At 61.9% G+C, this 15,236-nt stretch carries 15 protein-coding genes; 8 read left to right on the top strand and 7 right to left on the bottom strand.

What is annotated here, in order from left to right:
- Window positions 1-189: 189 nt before the first annotated feature.
- Window positions 190-555, bottom strand: coding sequence for a winged helix-turn-helix transcriptional regulator (locus tag NKJ23_RS14240; RefSeq protein ID WP_023674333.1), 366 nt, complete (start codon window positions 553-555; stop codon window positions 190-192).
- Window positions 556-663: 108 nt separating this feature from the next.
- On the opposite strand from NKJ23_RS14240, the gene NKJ23_RS14235 reads away from it, so the two are divergent.
- Window positions 664-1,368, top strand: a complete 705-nt coding sequence (locus tag NKJ23_RS14235) for a glutathione S-transferase family protein (protein ID WP_023674334.1) — start codon at window positions 664-666, stop codon at window positions 1,366-1,368.
- Between the two features lie 143 nt (window positions 1,369-1,511).
- Window positions 1,512-2,336 carry a DUF2189 domain-containing protein gene (locus tag NKJ23_RS14230; RefSeq protein WP_023674335.1) on the top strand — a complete coding sequence of 275 codons (825 nt, stop codon included), beginning with the start codon at window positions 1,512-1,514 and terminating at the stop codon, window positions 2,334-2,336.
- A 6-nt stretch (window positions 2,337-2,342) separates the two neighbouring features.
- Here NKJ23_RS14230 and NKJ23_RS14225 read toward each other — a convergent pair whose 3' ends face one another.
- Together NKJ23_RS14225 and NKJ23_RS14220 are read right to left on the bottom strand one after the other, a co-directional pair.
- Window positions 2,343-2,975 carry a LysE family translocator gene (locus NKJ23_RS14225; protein ID WP_023674336.1) on the bottom strand — a complete coding sequence of 211 codons (633 nt, stop codon included), beginning with the start codon at window positions 2,973-2,975 and terminating at the stop codon, window positions 2,343-2,345.
- 119 nt (window positions 2,976-3,094) lie between these two features.
- A complete protein-coding gene (locus tag NKJ23_RS14220) occupies window positions 3,095-5,062 on the bottom strand; it encodes a pilus assembly protein TadG-related protein (RefSeq protein ID WP_502902535.1) in 1,968 nt (655 codons plus the stop codon).
- 336 nt (window positions 5,063-5,398) lie between these two features.
- Here NKJ23_RS14220 and NKJ23_RS14215 point away from each other — a divergent pair, with 336 nt between their 5' ends.
- The gene (locus NKJ23_RS14215; protein ID WP_352680703.1) at window positions 5,399-6,259 is read left to right on the top strand and encodes a TIGR01459 family HAD-type hydrolase; all 861 of its coding nucleotides are present in this window, start codon (window positions 5,399-5,401) and stop codon (window positions 6,257-6,259) included.
- 9 nt (window positions 6,260-6,268) lie between these two features.
- Complete coding sequence (locus NKJ23_RS14210) at window positions 6,269-7,252, top strand: bifunctional riboflavin kinase/FAD synthetase (RefSeq protein ID WP_352680702.1); 984 nt, start codon at window positions 6,269-6,271, stop codon at window positions 7,250-7,252.
- 78 nt (window positions 7,253-7,330) lie between these two features.
- Here NKJ23_RS14210 and NKJ23_RS14205 read toward each other — a convergent pair whose 3' ends face one another.
- A complete protein-coding gene (locus tag NKJ23_RS14205; protein WP_352579223.1) occupies window positions 7,331-7,885 on the bottom strand; it encodes an HdeD family acid-resistance protein in 555 nt (184 codons plus the stop codon).
- A gap of 340 nt (window positions 7,886-8,225) precedes the next feature.
- A complete protein-coding gene (locus tag NKJ23_RS14200; RefSeq protein ID WP_352680701.1) occupies window positions 8,226-8,825 on the bottom strand; it encodes a DUF2165 family protein in 600 nt (199 codons plus the stop codon).
- A gap of 8 nt (window positions 8,826-8,833) precedes the next feature.
- On the opposite strand from NKJ23_RS14200, the gene NKJ23_RS14195 reads away from it, so the two are divergent.
- The 3 genes from NKJ23_RS14195 (at window position 8,834) to NKJ23_RS14185 (ending at window position 10,941) form a co-directional block, all read left to right on the top strand.
- Window positions 8,834-9,055: a hypothetical protein gene (locus NKJ23_RS14195; protein ID WP_352680700.1), complete on the top strand. Its 222-nt coding sequence runs from the start codon at window positions 8,834-8,836 to the stop codon at window positions 9,053-9,055.
- Window positions 9,025-9,930, top strand: coding sequence for an alpha/beta hydrolase (locus NKJ23_RS14190; protein WP_352680699.1), 906 nt, complete (start codon window positions 9,025-9,027; stop codon window positions 9,928-9,930). The genes NKJ23_RS14195 and NKJ23_RS14190 overlap by 31 nt, the downstream gene beginning before the upstream one ends.
- A 198-nt stretch (window positions 9,931-10,128) precedes the next feature.
- The gene (locus NKJ23_RS14185; protein ID WP_352680698.1) at window positions 10,129-10,941 is read left to right on the top strand and encodes a MipA/OmpV family protein; all 813 of its coding nucleotides are present in this window, start codon (window positions 10,129-10,131) and stop codon (window positions 10,939-10,941) included.
- Between the two features lie 3 nt (window positions 10,942-10,944).
- Here NKJ23_RS14185 and NKJ23_RS14180 read toward each other — a convergent pair whose 3' ends face one another.
- Together NKJ23_RS14180 and NKJ23_RS14175 are read right to left on the bottom strand one after the other, a co-directional pair.
- The gene (locus tag NKJ23_RS14180; protein WP_352680697.1) at window positions 10,945-11,379 is read right to left on the bottom strand and encodes an RES family NAD+ phosphorylase; all 435 of its coding nucleotides are present in this window, start codon (window positions 11,377-11,379) and stop codon (window positions 10,945-10,947) included.
- A gap of 4 nt (window positions 11,380-11,383) precedes the next feature.
- Window positions 11,384-11,794 carry an Xre family toxin-antitoxin system antitoxin gene (locus tag NKJ23_RS14175; RefSeq protein ID WP_031211149.1) on the bottom strand — a complete coding sequence of 137 codons (411 nt, stop codon included), beginning with the start codon at window positions 11,792-11,794 and terminating at the stop codon, window positions 11,384-11,386.
- Window positions 11,795-12,129: 335 nt separating this feature from the next.
- Between NKJ23_RS14175 and ileS the strand changes: the two genes are divergently transcribed.
- Window positions 12,130-15,120: an isoleucine--tRNA ligase gene (ileS, locus tag NKJ23_RS14170; RefSeq protein WP_352680696.1), complete on the top strand. Its 2,991-nt coding sequence runs from the start codon at window positions 12,130-12,132 to the stop codon at window positions 15,118-15,120.
- Window positions 15,121-15,236: the final 116 nt, after the last annotated feature.

The following is a 15,236-nucleotide window of genomic DNA, read 5'->3' as shown; positions in this document are numbered from 1 at the left end:
GGTGATCGGGATTGGCGAGCTATGCTACAGGAGTTGGTGCCGGATGGCGGTGCCTTGTCCCGGTTTGGCTGGCACAATGGCGCGCCCCATAGCCGGTCGCCTTGGTCTTGCGGAATCTAATGTATGAACGGCTTGGAGCGCGCTGGGCTCTCGCCGGCAGTTCTTTGCGGCGCGGTGATCGCCGGGCGGCTATTCCGCCGCCACGAGTTTGGTTTCCGGCGTCGATGTAGCCCGGCTGGCCCGATCGTCCTCGGTATCTTCCCACCAATCGCCCAGGGCGTCGATGAGCGGCACAAGCTTGAGACCGGGCTCCGTCAGGTCGTAATCCACGTGTAGCGGATAGCCGGCATGCGCTGTTCGCCGCACAATCCCGGCTTCCTCCAGCTTGCGTAGTTCGAGCGCCAGGATGCGGTGCGACACTGTCGGATTGTCACGCCTTAGGTCGCTGAAGCGCTTGGTACCGTCCTTGAGATAATAGAGCAGCAAGGTGGGCCAGCGACCGCTGAGCACACGCATGGTCTCCTCGATCGGGCAGCGTGAGACGACATCTTTCATGGCGGGGACCTGGTTACAGAATAGTGCGTAATTTACATGGGGCGACCAGCGTTTAGGGTCAAGTTTCGCTGCGCAGCGTGATCCCTAAATCATGGAAGAGACAAAGAAATGGAACCTATTCTCCTTTACGGCTTCCCGCTGGGAAGTTCGATGGGGCTTGTCGCTGCTTTTGAACGCCTCGAACAACGCTACCGCCTGTGTCGTGTCGACATGCTCGCTGAGATGAAGAACGACGCCTATGCCAGTATCAACGGCCGCCAGGAAACGCCGGTGTTGATCACCGACGAAGGCAGGGTGCTCACCGAGACCATGGCGATTGCCGCCTGGCTCGAAGCTCGCGATACGCAACGTCGTATCAGCTTTGAGTCTCGCTCGCCGGAAGCCGACCGGATGCACCAGCTGATGGCTTTCGTGAACACCGGTTTCACCGCCGCTTTCACCCCGCTCTGGGCTGCTTATGAAATGGAGCCGGCCGAACCGGTGCTGCTGGCGACCTTGCGTGACTTTGGCCGCAAGGTCGTTACCAACCGCCATGACCAGCTCGAGGCGATGATCCTCGACACGGATTTCCTGGTCGGCGACCGGCTGACGCTTGCCGATACCACGCTGATCGGCGTGGCGCGCTGGGCGGAGTTCCACCAGGCGGTCGACGGCGCCGCTTATCCCAGGGTGGCGGCGCTACGTCGCCGCATCGAAGCCGATCCGGCCGTGCGATACGCGCTCGCTGTCGAGGCTGGCGAAAAGCCCGCCGGGTCAGGCGCTTGCCTCGGTCACGTGCCGCTGGCCGAGGTGATCGATCGCTTCGCGGCCTAATCCGTTCGTTCAGCCGCCCGGCGCCCCGGCGCCGGGCGGTGGCGACAAGCACGCCGAGATCCGCTATCTTACGGGCGTTCTTGAAGTGGCAGCTGCGGGCGGCCATCCTGGCGGTGACCGCCCCGACACACGGGAGAAAGGTTATGGCCGGCTTTCATGTCATGGCGGACGCACGTGGAATGCATGTACAGCCCACGGTGCGCCGCATCAGCACCGAGGATCTGATAGATGCGCTCCGTCTCGGCGTAGAGGATTTCTGGGCCAAGCCGTCGCATTATGTGTTCCTGTGCCTGATCTATCCGGTGGTCGGCCTGATCCTGACGCAGTGGACCTCGGGCTCGAACGCCATCCAACTCATCTATCCGCTGATGTCCGGCTTCGCATTGGTCGGTCCGTTCGCCGCTATCGGCCTTTACGAAATCAGCCGCCGGCGCGAGTTCGGCATGGATACATCCTGGTGGCATGCGCTCGACGTGCGCCACTCCCCGGCGCTGCCCGCGATTGCAGTCATCGGTATCACGCTGGTGGTACTGTTCCTGCTCTGGCTGTTCACCGCGCAATCGATCTACACCAGCCTGTACGGCAATCAGCCTCCGGCCTCTATCGTCGGCTTTATTCGCGAAGTGCTGACGACCAGCAAGGGCTGGACGCTGATCCTGCTCGGCAACCTGGCCGGGTTCGCCTTCGCCGCGATCGTGCTGGCGACGACTGTCGTCGCCTTTCCGCTGCTGCTCGACCGCGACGTCGGCGCGGTCTCGGCAGTCGAGACGTCGGCGCGCGCAGTTATGACAAACCCGCTGCAGATGGCGCTGTGGGGCCTGATGGTCGCCGTGCTCCTGGTCATCGGCTCGATCCCGCTATTTGCCGGGCTTGCCGTCGTCATGCCCATCCTTGGCCACGCGACCTGGCATCTCTACCGCAGGGTGGTCGAACCGGAGCGGGCAGAGCAGGTCAGGCGGCCGATGTAGGACCGATCAGCGTTGCGCGTCGGTTGCCATCTTGACGGCCAGCGCGGTCAGCACCGTGCCCATCATCCAGCGCTGGATCACCAGCCATAGCGGCCGCCCGGCGAGGAAGATGGCGATCGAGCCGGCCGTCACCGCGATGATGGCGTTGACGGTCAGGCTGATCGCGACCTGCGTGGCACCGAGCACCAGAAGCTGCGACAGCACGTGGCCCTTGCCGGGGCTGATGAATTGCGGCAGCAGCGACAGATAGAGCACTGCCACCTTCGGGTTGAGCAGGTTGGTCATCAGGCCCATGGCGAACAGCTTGCGCGGCCTGTCTTTCGGCAGTTCGCGGATCTGGAAGGGCGAGCGCCCGCCGGGCTTCACCGCTTGCCAGGCGAGCCACAGCAAATAAAGCGCGCCGGCAAGGCGCAGCACATCATAGGCAAAGGGCACGGCGAGCAGCAGCGCGGTGATGCCGAACGCCGCCGACAGCACATAGAACAAAAAACCGAGCGCCACACCGCCCAGCGAGATCAGCCCGGCCTTCGGCCCTTGCGACAGCGAGCGCGAGATCAGATAGATCATGTTCGGGCCGGGCGTCAGCACCATGCCGAGGCAGACCAGCGCAAAGGCAAGGTGGTTGGCGGGTTCAGGCAAGAGCGCATCTCCGGGTGGGGACACTCACCACATGCTTCCATCACCCGCAAGGGCATGACGGCAGGAGCCTTTGCGCCAGCGCGCCGGGCCCCCTGCCTTAGTTGCCAATCCCATCGCCTTCAGCCGACGATGCGCAGGTTCGACAATTCGTTGGCGATTTCCTTGAAATTGTCGGACAGCGTCGCGCCGGTTGCATTCCAGAACAGCTTGGCAGGCTTGCTCGGGTCGGCCGAATCCTTGCGGAAGCGCGAATCCGACGAACACGCCTTCAGCGCATCGATTGCCTTCTTGTCGCTGGCATCTGTGGGCGACAGGTCGAGCGCCACCGTCATCACCAGAACGTTCGAATTCTTTGCATTGGCGCAGAGCGTTTTCATCTGCTCGTCGAGTGCTGCCGTGTAGTTGGCACCGGTATAGGTGGTCTTGCCGATATCGGTGCTGGTATTCATGAACAGGCGGGTTACGCTTCCAGATCCCGGATAGGTCAGCCCAGTGTAGCCGTAGGCGGCGTAGGTCGACCTGTTGTTGGCGTAGCTGCCGTCGCTGACGGCACTATAAGTATTGGCTCCGTCGGTCAGCACCACGACCACCTTGTCGTTGCCCCTCTCGCTGTTCGGCCGACCATCGGTGAACGGTGGGTTGCTCGATACAGTTCGCCAGCCCCAGGCAAGGCCCTCCGGCACGTTGGTGTTGCCGTTCGGCGCCATGGCGTCGATGGCGTCCTTGATCTCCTGCTTCTCTGCGTCCTGGCTGACGTCCTTCAACGGCGTGATCGGGTTGGTGGTGCAGGAGGAATTCGGCCCATCGCCCGCGGCTGCGGATTGCGAACCGTATGGTTTTACCAGGAAATATTTGCGCATGTCAGACTGGCGCTGGGAAGCGGTAGGACCGGCGACATAGGGCCAATCGGCCCACCAGTTGTTGCCGTAATTGTAGGACGTGCTGATGACGTCGTTGATGCCGTCACGGTTGAAATCGAGCCACAGAGTGCCAGCCTCATCCGGGGCGAACATCGGCACGAAAAGCGTGGCCGGCGCGGCTGTATCGGGCGTGGTGTCGTCGACATTGTAGGGATATGGCCGTGCTTCGACGCAACCTTGCCAGCTCGCATAGCGGCTTGTGGTGTAGATATATTCCGGTGCGCTCCAGTGGCCGTACTGGCAGGTGCCGTTCTTCTTATATGTGTCGCAGACATATTGCTTCGAATTGGGTACCTCTTCGCGGCCCGATTCGACCGTCATGTCGGCGTAGAGGCTGAAACGCGTCAGCGGCTGGTCCTTGGTCTCGCCCCAGCCGGCGCCACGCTTGTACCAGACGCCGTTGAGCTTCTCGGCATATTTGTCCGGATTGTTGGCGGCACTCATCGTCGTCCAGTCGAAATCCTCGTGCTGGATCGGGGAGATGCCGTCCTGATCCATCCAGCCGTCCTGGTCGTGGGTAGGGCCGACATTGACCGAGGCCGCAAACGGCACGAGAGAAAACTGCACCGGTTTGGTGATCTGCTTCATCTGCTGCGCCTGAAGCGCCAGCGTATCGACAAGCTGCTTGGCGGCCGACTTCAGCAGGTTTATTCGCTTCTCGCCGGTGCCGGAGCCGAGATCGCTCATCGAGCCGGAATTATCCAGCACAAGCGCGACTTCGAGGGTGTTCTTGAGGCGGAGTTCCGAACATTCGGTGAAGGTCGTGTCACTTGCCGTGCCGCCGATCAGCAGGCTGGCGGCCGGTAGAAAATAGGGGTGGAATGTGAGGCCGGCGCAGAGCTTCAAGGTGCCGCCGCCGGCATTGTTGTTGGGCAGCGTGACGGTCAGCGCTGTGTTTGCCGGGTCGATACGTGCGAGATTGGTTTCGAAAAATGTCTTGGCGTAGGCCTTGACGTCGTCGTCGCTGGCGCCGGCAACGATCTGCTGGGCGGCGGCGAGGCCGGCCGCATCAAGTGCGTTCAGCGTTTCGTGCTTTTGGCGCAGCAACTCCCCGTAATCGACACTGAGCGCCAGACCGGCCATCAGCGGCACAATGGTGATTGCAGTCATTAACGAGTAGTTGCCACGTCTGTCGTGTCGGAATTCTCCGATTATTGCCTTCAGCATTCCCGCCCGCCCCATTTTTCCCGGACGATGCCACGCATTTTTAAATTTCCGATTGCTGAAATACGTTCAAGGCCGGTACGGGTTTTCAATTCCCGTTAACCACGCGTCCGCAATCGGCAATGCTGCTCCGAGCTTCCCGCAGCAAAGCCTCTTAAAAGGGATAAGGCGCTGGAAAAGAAAAGCTTTCGCCATCGCGTCCTCGCCGGCGTCCCCGTGCCACAATCTTGCGGCGCTATGAAAGCTGGTGACAGGGTGAAGCGCTTCGGTTAATCCCAACCGGTCGCGGCGGACCGTCGGTCGCGGCGCTTGCAAGCATCATGGTACAGGGACAACGGCATGGCGGATTCGCCCGACATCATCGGTTCGCTCGCAGACTTGTCGGGAGCCTATTCAGCCATCCTGTGCGACGTCTGGGGCGTTGTGCACAATGGCGAATGGCATTTCCCCGCGGCGGCTGCCGCGCTGATCGCTGCTCGCGCGGCGAAAATACCTGTCGTGCTGATCACCAATTCGCCGCGTCGCAGCGCCGACGTGGTGGCGCAGATGAACGCCATCGGCGTTCCGCCCGCCGCCTATGACCGTGTCGTGACGTCCGGCGACGTTACCCGCGACCTGATCGCGGAAGGGCCGCGAAAGATCTTCCACATAGGCGCCGATCGGGATTTCACGCTCTATGAGGGCCTCGACGTCGAACTCGTCGAGGAGTTCGAAGCATCCGGCGTGGTCTGCACTGGCCTGTTCGATGACGAGGTGGAGAAGCCGGAGGATTATGCCGATCTTCTGCTGCGGCTGCGTGCCAGGAACCTGCCCTTCATTTGCGCCAATCCCGACATCGTCGTCGAGCGCGGCGAACGCATGATCTGGTGCGCAGGCGCTTTGGCCCGCGAATACGCACAGCTTGGCGGACGCACGCTGATCGCCGGCAAACCCTACGCGCCGGTCTATGACATCGCCATGAAGGAGATCGCCGTCATTCTCGGCCGCCCGGTCGAGCGTTCGCAAGTTCTGGCCATCGGCGACGGCATGATGACCGACATCAAGGGCGCGGCCGACAATGGCTTCGACGTGCTCTACGTATCAGGCGGCATCCATGCCCGCGATTACGGTGAGACGCTGCAGCCGGATCCGGCCAGGCTCGCGGCTTTCCTGGAAAAATATGGCTACAGGCCGGTCGCGGTGATTCCCAGGCTGCAATAGGTTCAAGCCATGACGGCCATGTTCGAACGCATTTCCGCAACCGCACCGCTGCCGGCCCATCTGCGCGGCGGCGTGGTGGCTATCGGCAATTTCGACGGCGTCCACCGCGGCCACCAGGCGGTGCTCGAACGCGCGCGCGCCGAAGCGGAGCGTCGCGGCGTACCCGCCCTGGTGCTGACCTTCGTACCGCATCCGCGAAAGGTGTTTAGGCCGGACATGCCGTTGTTCGTGCTGACGCCGCCGCCGATGAAGGCGCGGCTGTTGTCGCATCTGGGCTTTGCGGCGCTGGTCGAGCAGCCGTTCACACGCGAGTTCGCCTCCTTGTCGGCGGAGGCTTTCGTCACCGGCGTGCTCGAGCGCAACCTCGGCATAAGCCACGCCGTCACCGGCTTCGATTTCCATTTCGGCAAGGACCGCCAGGGCGGTCCGGCCTATCTGATGGCTGCCGGCGAGCGCCACGGCTTCGGCGTCACGCTGGTTGACGCGTTTCGCGACGAAAGCGCCGAGGTGGTGTCCTCGAGCCGCATACGCACGCTGCTGTGCGAGGGCAATGTGGCCGAGGCCGCCGGCTTGCTCGGCTACCGTTTCACCGTCGAGGCGGAGGTGATCGGCGGCCAGCAGCTCGGCCGGACACTCGGCTTTCCGACCGCAAACATGAGGCTTTCGCCGGAAGCCACCCTCAATGAAGGGATTTATGCCGTCCGCTTCCGCCGCGCCGACGGTTCGCTACACGATGGCGTCGCCAGCTTCGGCCGCCGGCCGACGGTCGACGACAATGGCGCGCCATTGCTGGAGACCTTCCTCTTCGACTTTTCCGGCGACCTCTACGGCGAGATTTGTGCCGTGTCCTTCTTCGGCTACCTGCGCTCGGAGGTGAAGTTCGACGGGCTTGACGCGCTGGTCGCCCAGATGAAGCGTGACGAGGCCGAGGCGAAGGCACTGCTCGCCGGCGTCAGGCCGCTTTCCGGGCTGGACGCGGCCATAGCTTTTTAGAGCATGGTCCCGAACCGAAGGTCAGCGCAGCAAAAAGTGGGATCCGGTTTTCCGATTAAGATCATGCTCAACCAGAATTTATCTCTTCAGCGCCAAGCCAAGGGCGATGAAGGTCCAGCCCTGGAAGATCAGGTCGACGGCCAGGAACAGGCCCAGCACCCACACGCTGTTGACCGGCCAGCCCATGGCGATGACCAGTCCCGCCAGCGCGCTGATGACGCCGGCCGCGACCACCCAGCCCCAGCCCGGCTGCGGCCGGTGGCTGTAGCCTACCCAGGCCCTGAGCACGCCTGAGGCAAGCAGCGCGACCGCCAGGAGGAAGGTCAGCACCGTCGAGGCGAGGACCGGATTGTCGAAGGCGAAGAAGCCGGCGACGGCGTAGAGGAGGCCGCTGAGCAGCCAATAGAAGAAACGGCCCCATGTCTTCACGCCGAAGGCATGGATGATTTCGACAATGCCGGCCATCAGCATCAGCCAGCCCACGACAAAGACCGAGGCGACGGTTGCGATGAACAGATTGCCGAAGGCGATGCCGCCGAAGACAAGCAGCAGCACCCCGAGCGCGACGAACCATCCCCATTTAGCCCGCGTCTGGCTGATCGCATCTTTCAAGGCATCGCCGTGCAGTGTCATCGCCCTCTCCCTCAAGACTACTTGGCCTTTTTGTCGGCTTTGAAGGTAACGCCGATAGGCCTTCTCGTAAAGCGAGCAGGCTGTGAGGGTCACACCCATGCTCGGGCGGTACGCCTGCGAGACGTCTGCTTTTGGCAAGAGCAGCCGCTGCGAGTTCATTTCCGTGAAACGTGGGCTTGCGCCCTCAGGCCAAACCGTGGTCACGCCGAGGTTTAGTTGGAGAATAGCTCCTGTCCGCAAAGCGGCCGCAACGTCGAGCTTTGATATAGAGCCCGACCTCCAAACGCCGGGCAACGCCGGTCGCATCCGCATCCGCATGTCACAACCTTGCGTCGAGGTCTCAGTAATCGCCGCCCTCGCGATGCAGGGTCGCGAGGATTAGCCCGAGCGCGTTGGGCAAGAAGTAGATTGTTCCGCCGAGCTGGTTCGAGAGCGGCATGGTCTTGGCTTCCCATGACAGGAAATAGTCGCCGGCGATCACCGTGAAGCCGATGCCCCACACCAGGATTGCGCACCGGCAGCCCAGCATCATCCATGCCTTGCCATGAGCGAAATCGCTGCTGCTGCCAACCAACTTGCGCAGCATAAGCACAAGCCCGATCAGTCCGAATATCCCCGCTAGGGTCTCGACGGCCATAATGCCGACGAGTGCCACAGGGGCAGCCCATGGCATGGTGATGGCACGCCATTGCTGCCATGGGTTGCCGTAGGTGTTGGTCATTTCGATCATCGGCTTCACGGCATTCACCAGAGTGTCTTTGAAGTCGGTTGCATCGTTCAACAGACCGAGAAAACCCCACAGGGTGGGGAACAGCGCCATCACGATCAGCCCCAATCGTCCTACGCTGCGCGGATTGACAAGCCGCTCGGCAGTGGTTCCGGCATACGAATTGTCCGGCATCGGAATTCCCCCTCTTTTGAACCTTGCACCGTCGAGCAAATCGAAAATTGGCTGACACGGCAGCGCACCGCCAATATGGCACGGACGTCGGGCGATTTCTCGCTGATGTAGATCTGGCTGATCGCAAGATGATAGTGGCGCTGGTTCGTCGCTATTTTTGCAAGCGGGCAATCGGTATCTTGTCGATGACGTTTGGCTGTTCGCCTTTCTCGGCGCTTGGCAAGACTGGGGGAGCAAAATGGGCGATGTGGACGAACACCTCGATCTGACAGAGATCAACGCCGTCCGCAGGCTGTTGACGTCAAAACCACGAACGGTCCGCTGGGACGAACGCCGGGCGCGGCTCGACGAAGTCGGTTCGGTCTGGCCGGTCGCGGAGGACATCCGATGCGAGCGCGAGGTTTTCGATGGCCTTGAGGGAGAGTGGTCCCTGGCGCCTGGGAGTGACAGGGATAAGGTTCTGCTCTTTTTCCACGGTGGTGGCTACTGCTCCGGCTCCCTTAAAAGTCATCGTCGAATGGTTACCGAGGCAGGTCGGGCAATGGGAATACGCACCCTCGCGATCGACTATCGCCGCGCACCGGAACATCCTTTCCCTGCGCAACATGAAGACGCACTCACCGCATGGCGCTTTCTGAGCCGGCAAGGCATCGCGTCGGATCGCATCGTGGTTGGCGGAGACAGTGCGGGCGGCAACCTTACCCTGTGCCTGGTCAGTATATTGCGTGCGGCAGGCGAGCCGTTGCCGCGATGTCTTTGGCTGGTTTCGCCCTGGACGGACCTTTCGATGTCCGGCGCGACACTATCAACCAAGGACGCAATCGACCCTATCATCCACCGGGCGTATTTGGAGGAACTGGCAACGGCCTATGTTCCCAATGGCGTTGGTCGGCGCGATCCGCTGATCTCGCCTTTGTTCGCCGATCTGAGCGGATTTCCCCCAATGCTGATACAAGCCGGTTCGGCCGAGACGCTGATGTCTGACGCAACTCGGCTCGCCGAAGCCGCCGGCGCGGCGGACGTCAAAGTACGTTTCGAAATTTGGCCGCATATGATTCACGCTTGGCCGGTTTGGAATGCGGGGTTGAGCGCCGGTCGCCGCGCTCTTCACAGCGCAGGCATGTTTGTCCGCGAATGTTTGTAACCCCTGCCGAGGCAACTGCTATCGTATTCCAAACACTTGATCTGGAATCTTGGTGCGCTAAACAATCGACTGCAACGCGCAACAGGCCGGCCAACGCCGCCGATGTCATGGATATTAAGTCAAATTTTACCGAACTGGCGCCATGGCTTCAGTCAAGGCTGGTTGTATCGGCCAATGTGTTCGACGTATGGAGTAACGATGCGGTCTGTCCCGACGATCCCGGCGGTCCTGGCCGCATTCATGCTCGCCACCTGCGGCGTTGCCAAGGCCGGCGAGGGCACCTTCGGCTGGCTGTCCGGAGACTGGTACCTGACGGTCGGCGCCACCGGCATGATTGCCCCGAATTTCGAGGGCGGCAAGAAGTACCTGCTCAGCGCCTCGCCGATCATCTCGCTCGGCAAGGCTGGTCCCGCGGCGCGCTTCACCTCGCGCAACGACAATATCTCATTGGCATTGATCGACGATGGCGGCGTCCGCGCCGGCCTGACAGGCAAGTTCCTGTTTTCCCGCGACGGTGGTGACGCCGACGAATTGAAGGGTCTCGACCCGGTGCGCTGGGGCGGCGAGGCTGGCGGCTTCTTCGAATTCTATCCTTTGGATTGGCTGCGTGCCCGCGCCGAATTGCGGCACGGCATTCGGGCCCATAACGGCTTTGTCGCCGACATCGCCGCCGACGCCTTTTACGATGTGACGCCCGACGTCAGGATTTCGGCCGGACCGCGCGTTTCGTTCGCCTCATCGGACTATTTCGACGCCTATTACGGCGTTGATGCCAAGGAGTCCCTGGCCTCGGGACTTAGCGAATATCATCCCGGCGGCGGGGTGAAGTCGGCGGGCCTGGGCGGCGCGGTGACCTGGAAGGTGACCGAGCCGATGACGGCCAGTCTGTTCGGCGAATATTCCCGCCTGATGGGCCCGGCCGCCGATTCCAGCCTGGTCAAGGAGCGCGGCTCCAGGGATCAGTTCATGATCGGCATGTCGACGACCTATCGCTTCGATTTCTCGATGTGATGTCTACCCCAGCAACCGGGTATCGATAGGATGCGTTGTGACCTCAACGATGTGGATGCCGTCGCCCGCCAGCAAATCTGGGTTGAAGAGAAAGTTCCTTGTAAACGGGACGATCACACAGGGGACTTCCATAACGGCGTGCTTGGCTGTGGCGATAAAATCCGTGCCGAGCCGCTGCGTCGTGGCTGTATCATCCTTCCAGTCATCAGATAATTCCAGAGATGCAACGGTAAGGCCGTCCGGCACTTCGATCTCCAGAAGCTGATAGGTCTGGGGCAGGTCTTCCGCGTCCACATGCACCAGAATTTCGAGAAGCGCTGTAGCTGGATGATCGGCGCAGTAGACGATCGGTGTCCCCATGACATGCCAACGGCCGGCGCTGACCATGCCACCGGCGCCGGAGAGATCGGCGTAGCTGGAAATGCGCCACAGCCGCATTGTGTTAGGCGAGAATGCCGTAATCGATGCGATGGAGCTCTTCTTCCACCAGGACGGCACCCGTCTCGGACTGCAAGAGGTTGATCGGTATCTCGTTGAGCACTCTGCTGCGCTTGCGCAACCAACGCTGCGCCTTTTCATGACTGCCGAAAACCCGGTCCGCCATCGCTGAAACCCGCTCAAGTCGCTGGACGCGGTCGGATTCGGTGATCGTCAGAGTCTCGTTTCGCTCTTTACGACGCGCCAGGGTCCGTCGCGGGCCGACGATCTTGTAGATTTCATCACTACTGAAGCCCCGTTGACGGAGCCCTTCGACCCTGGTGACATGAACGAGAAACCGTTCCGTCGCGGTATCGGGAATTGCGGCGTCGGCGGGATCGGCTTCTGGGCGAACCTTGCTATGCAGACTAGACATGAGCTGGCTCCGCTGCCACTTGCCCCTAGACATAGGCGCAAGTGGCACATCATGCAAGGAAAACCACGACAACAAACTAACGACCATGATGCCCCGACAGGAAACCGCCGAGAGTTCGGGCTTTTCAACATCGCCTGTGTCGGTTAAAAGCCCAGCCATGACGAGCTTTTCGCGCCTTCTCGCGACTGCGATACGAATTACAGGCCCGGTGTTCCGGGCGGCCTGACCGCCGCCGGAGCCGCCGGGAATCTTGCGCGCGCCTCTCGCGCTTATTCCAGATCATGATAGTTCAACGCCCGGGCTCTTTTGCCGCCGGCAACGCATATGGCAGACGAATGACTGATACCGAGACCGCCGAGACGATCGACTATTCCAAAACGCTCTACCTGCCGCAGACGGATTTCCCGATGCGCGCCGGTTTGCCGGAAAAGGAACCGCTGCTGGTCAAACGCTGGCAGGACATGGACCTTTACCGCAAGTTGCGCGAAGACGCAGCCGGCCGCGAAAAATACGTGCTGCACGACGGCCCGCCGTATGCGAATGGCAACATCCATATCGGCCATGCGCTGAACAAGATCCTCAAGGACGTCATCACCCGCTCGTTTCAGATGCGCGGCTATGACTCGAACTATGTACCCGGTTGGGATTGCCACGGCCTGCCAATCGAATGGAAGATCGAGGAGCAGTACCGCGCCAAGGGCAAGAACAAGGACGAGGTGCCGGTCAACGAGTTCCGGCAGGAATGCCGCGAGTTTGCGGCGCACTGGATCAAGGTGCAGGGTTCCGAATTCCAGCGGCTCGGCGTCGTCGGCGACTTCGACAATCCCTATACGACAATGGCTTTCCATGCCGAGGCGCGCATCGCCGGCGAGCTGCTGAAATTCGCCATGTCCGGCCAGCTCTATCGCGGCTCCAAGCCGGTGATGTGGAGCGTGGTCGAGCGCACCGCGCTGGCCGAGGCGGAGGTCGAATACCAGGACTATGAGTCGGACACGATCTGGGCGAAGTTTCCGGTCGTCAGCCTCGCTCGCCAGGTCATCAACATCGAGGATGGGCAGCCAGCCCTGGACCCCAAGCTGACGCAGACGTCGCTCGATCTGCTTGATGCCAACGTCGTCATCTGGACGACGACGCCGTGGACAATCCCCGGCAACCGCGCCGTCAACTACTCGCCGCGCATCAACTATGGTCTCTACGAGGTTACGGCGGCCGAGAACGCCTTTGGTCCTCAGCCCGGCGAAAAGCTGATCTTTGCCGAGAAACTTGCGGACGACGCTGCCGCGAAGGCCAAGGTCACTCTGAATCGGCTTCGCAGCGTTGGCGCCGAAGAGCTTGAAAACCTTACGCTTGCCCATCCCCTCAAAGCTCTGGGCGGCGGCTACGATTTTCCCGTGCCGATGCTCGCCGGCGATCACGTCACCGACGATGCCGGCACCGGTTTCGTCCACACCGCGCCGGGACATGGCCGCGAAGACTTCGACGCCTGGATGGATGCTGCCTCTGATCTTCGCCAGCGTGGCATCGACACCGCGATCCCCTTCACCGTCGACGATGCCGGCTTCTTCACCAAGGACGCGCCGGGCTTCGGCCCGGACCGCGAGGGTGGAGCGGCGCGCGTCATCGACGACAATGGCAAGAAGGGCAACGCCAACCACGCTGTCATCGACGAGCTGATCAAGCGCAACGCGCTGTTCGCGCGCGGCCGCCTGAAGCACTCCTATCCGCATTCCTGGCGCTCGAAGAAGCCGATCATCTTCCGCAACACGCCGCAATGGTTCGTCTATATGGACAAGGAGCTTGGCGACGGCACGACGCTGCGCAGCCGCGCCCTGAAAGCCATCGACGATACCCGCTTCGTGCCCGCCGCCGGCCAGAACCGCATCCGCGCCATGATCGAGGAGCGCCCTGACTGGGTGCTGTCGCGCCAGCGCGCCTGGGGCGTGCCGATCGCCGTCTTTGCCGATGCCGACGGCAATGTGCTGCGCGACGAGGCAGTCAACCAGCGCATCATGGACGCCTTCGAGAAAGAAGGCGCCGACGCCTGGTTCGCCGCCGGCGCCAAGGAGCGGTTCCTCGGCAATCACGATGCCTCGAAATGGCAGCAGGTCATGGACATCCTCGATGTCTGGTTCGATTCAGGCTCGACGCATGCCTTCACGCTTGAGGACCGGCCCGACCTGAAATGGCCGGCCGACGTCTATCTCGAAGGCTCCGACCAGCATCGCGGCTGGTTCCACTCCTCGCTGCTCGAAAGCTGCGGCACCAGGGGCAGGGCGCCCTACGACACCGTCGTCACCCATGGCTTCACCATGGATGAGGAGGGGCGGAAAATGTCGAAGTCGCTCGGCAACACCGTCGTGCCGCAGGACGTCATCAGGCAGTCCGGTGCCGACATCTTGCGGCTGTGGGTGGTGACGACCGATTATTGGGAAGACCAGCGGCTCGGCAAGAACGTGCTGCAGACCAATATCGACGCCTACCGCAAGCTGCGCAACACCATCCGCTGGATGCTGGGCACGCTCGCCCACGACGATGGCGAGGAGGTGCCGCTGGACAAGATGCCTGAACTGGAGCGGCTGATGCTGCACCGGCTCGCTGAACTCGATGAGGTCGTACGCTCGGGCTACGACGCGTTCGAATTCAAGCGCATCACCCGCGCGCTGCTCGACTTCATGGTGGTCGAGCTGTCGGCCTTCTATTTCGACATCCGCAAGGACGCGCTTTACTGCGAAGCGCCTTCCAGCCTGAAGCGCAAGGCTTCCGTGCAGGTGGTGCGCCATCTCTTCGACTGCCTGGTGAAATGGCTGGCGCCGATGCTGCCCTTCACCATGGAAGAGGCTTGGCTCGACCGTCATCCGGATGCGGTCTCCCTGCATCTCGACCAGTTCCCGGAGATCCCGGCGGACTGGAAGAACGAGGCGCTGGCGGAGAAGTGGCGCAAGGTGCGGCAGGTTCGCCGTGTCGTCACCGGGGCATTGGAAATCGCCCGTGCGCAGAAGGTCATCGGCTCTTCGCTGGAAGCGGTGCCGGTCGTCACCCTCGACGATGCCGTGCTCGAAGCGGCGATCGCCGATGTCGACATGGCCGAGATGGCGATCACCAGCGATCTGGTAATCGTGCACGGCAAGGCGCCGGCGGGCAGCTTTACCCTCGACGACGTCAAGGGCGTCGCCGTGGTCGTCGAGAAGGCGGAGGACCGTGGCCTGGTGAAGTGCGCGCGCTCCTGGCGCTACACCGCCGATGTCGGCTCAGATCCGGAATTCCCGGATGTTTCGGCCCGTGACGCCGCTGTTCTGCATGAGCTGAAGGCTTTGAGCCGTCTTTAAGGCGGTGCACAAATGCCACGGCGGGCGGCCGATCGGCCCCCCCGCGTTGCCCTTAACGAGTGGTTGAGGTAAACACGCGAAACTCCGGACGACAAATTGTCGCCGGAATTCCGTCG

Source organism: Mesorhizobium sp. M0184 (assembly GCF_040322215.1).
In the GTDB taxonomy this organism is placed as follows: Bacteria; Pseudomonadota; Alphaproteobacteria; order Rhizobiales; family Rhizobiaceae; genus Mesorhizobium.
Note: the sequence above shows the minus strand (reverse complement) of the source record. Positions and strands in the feature narration are given on the sequence as shown.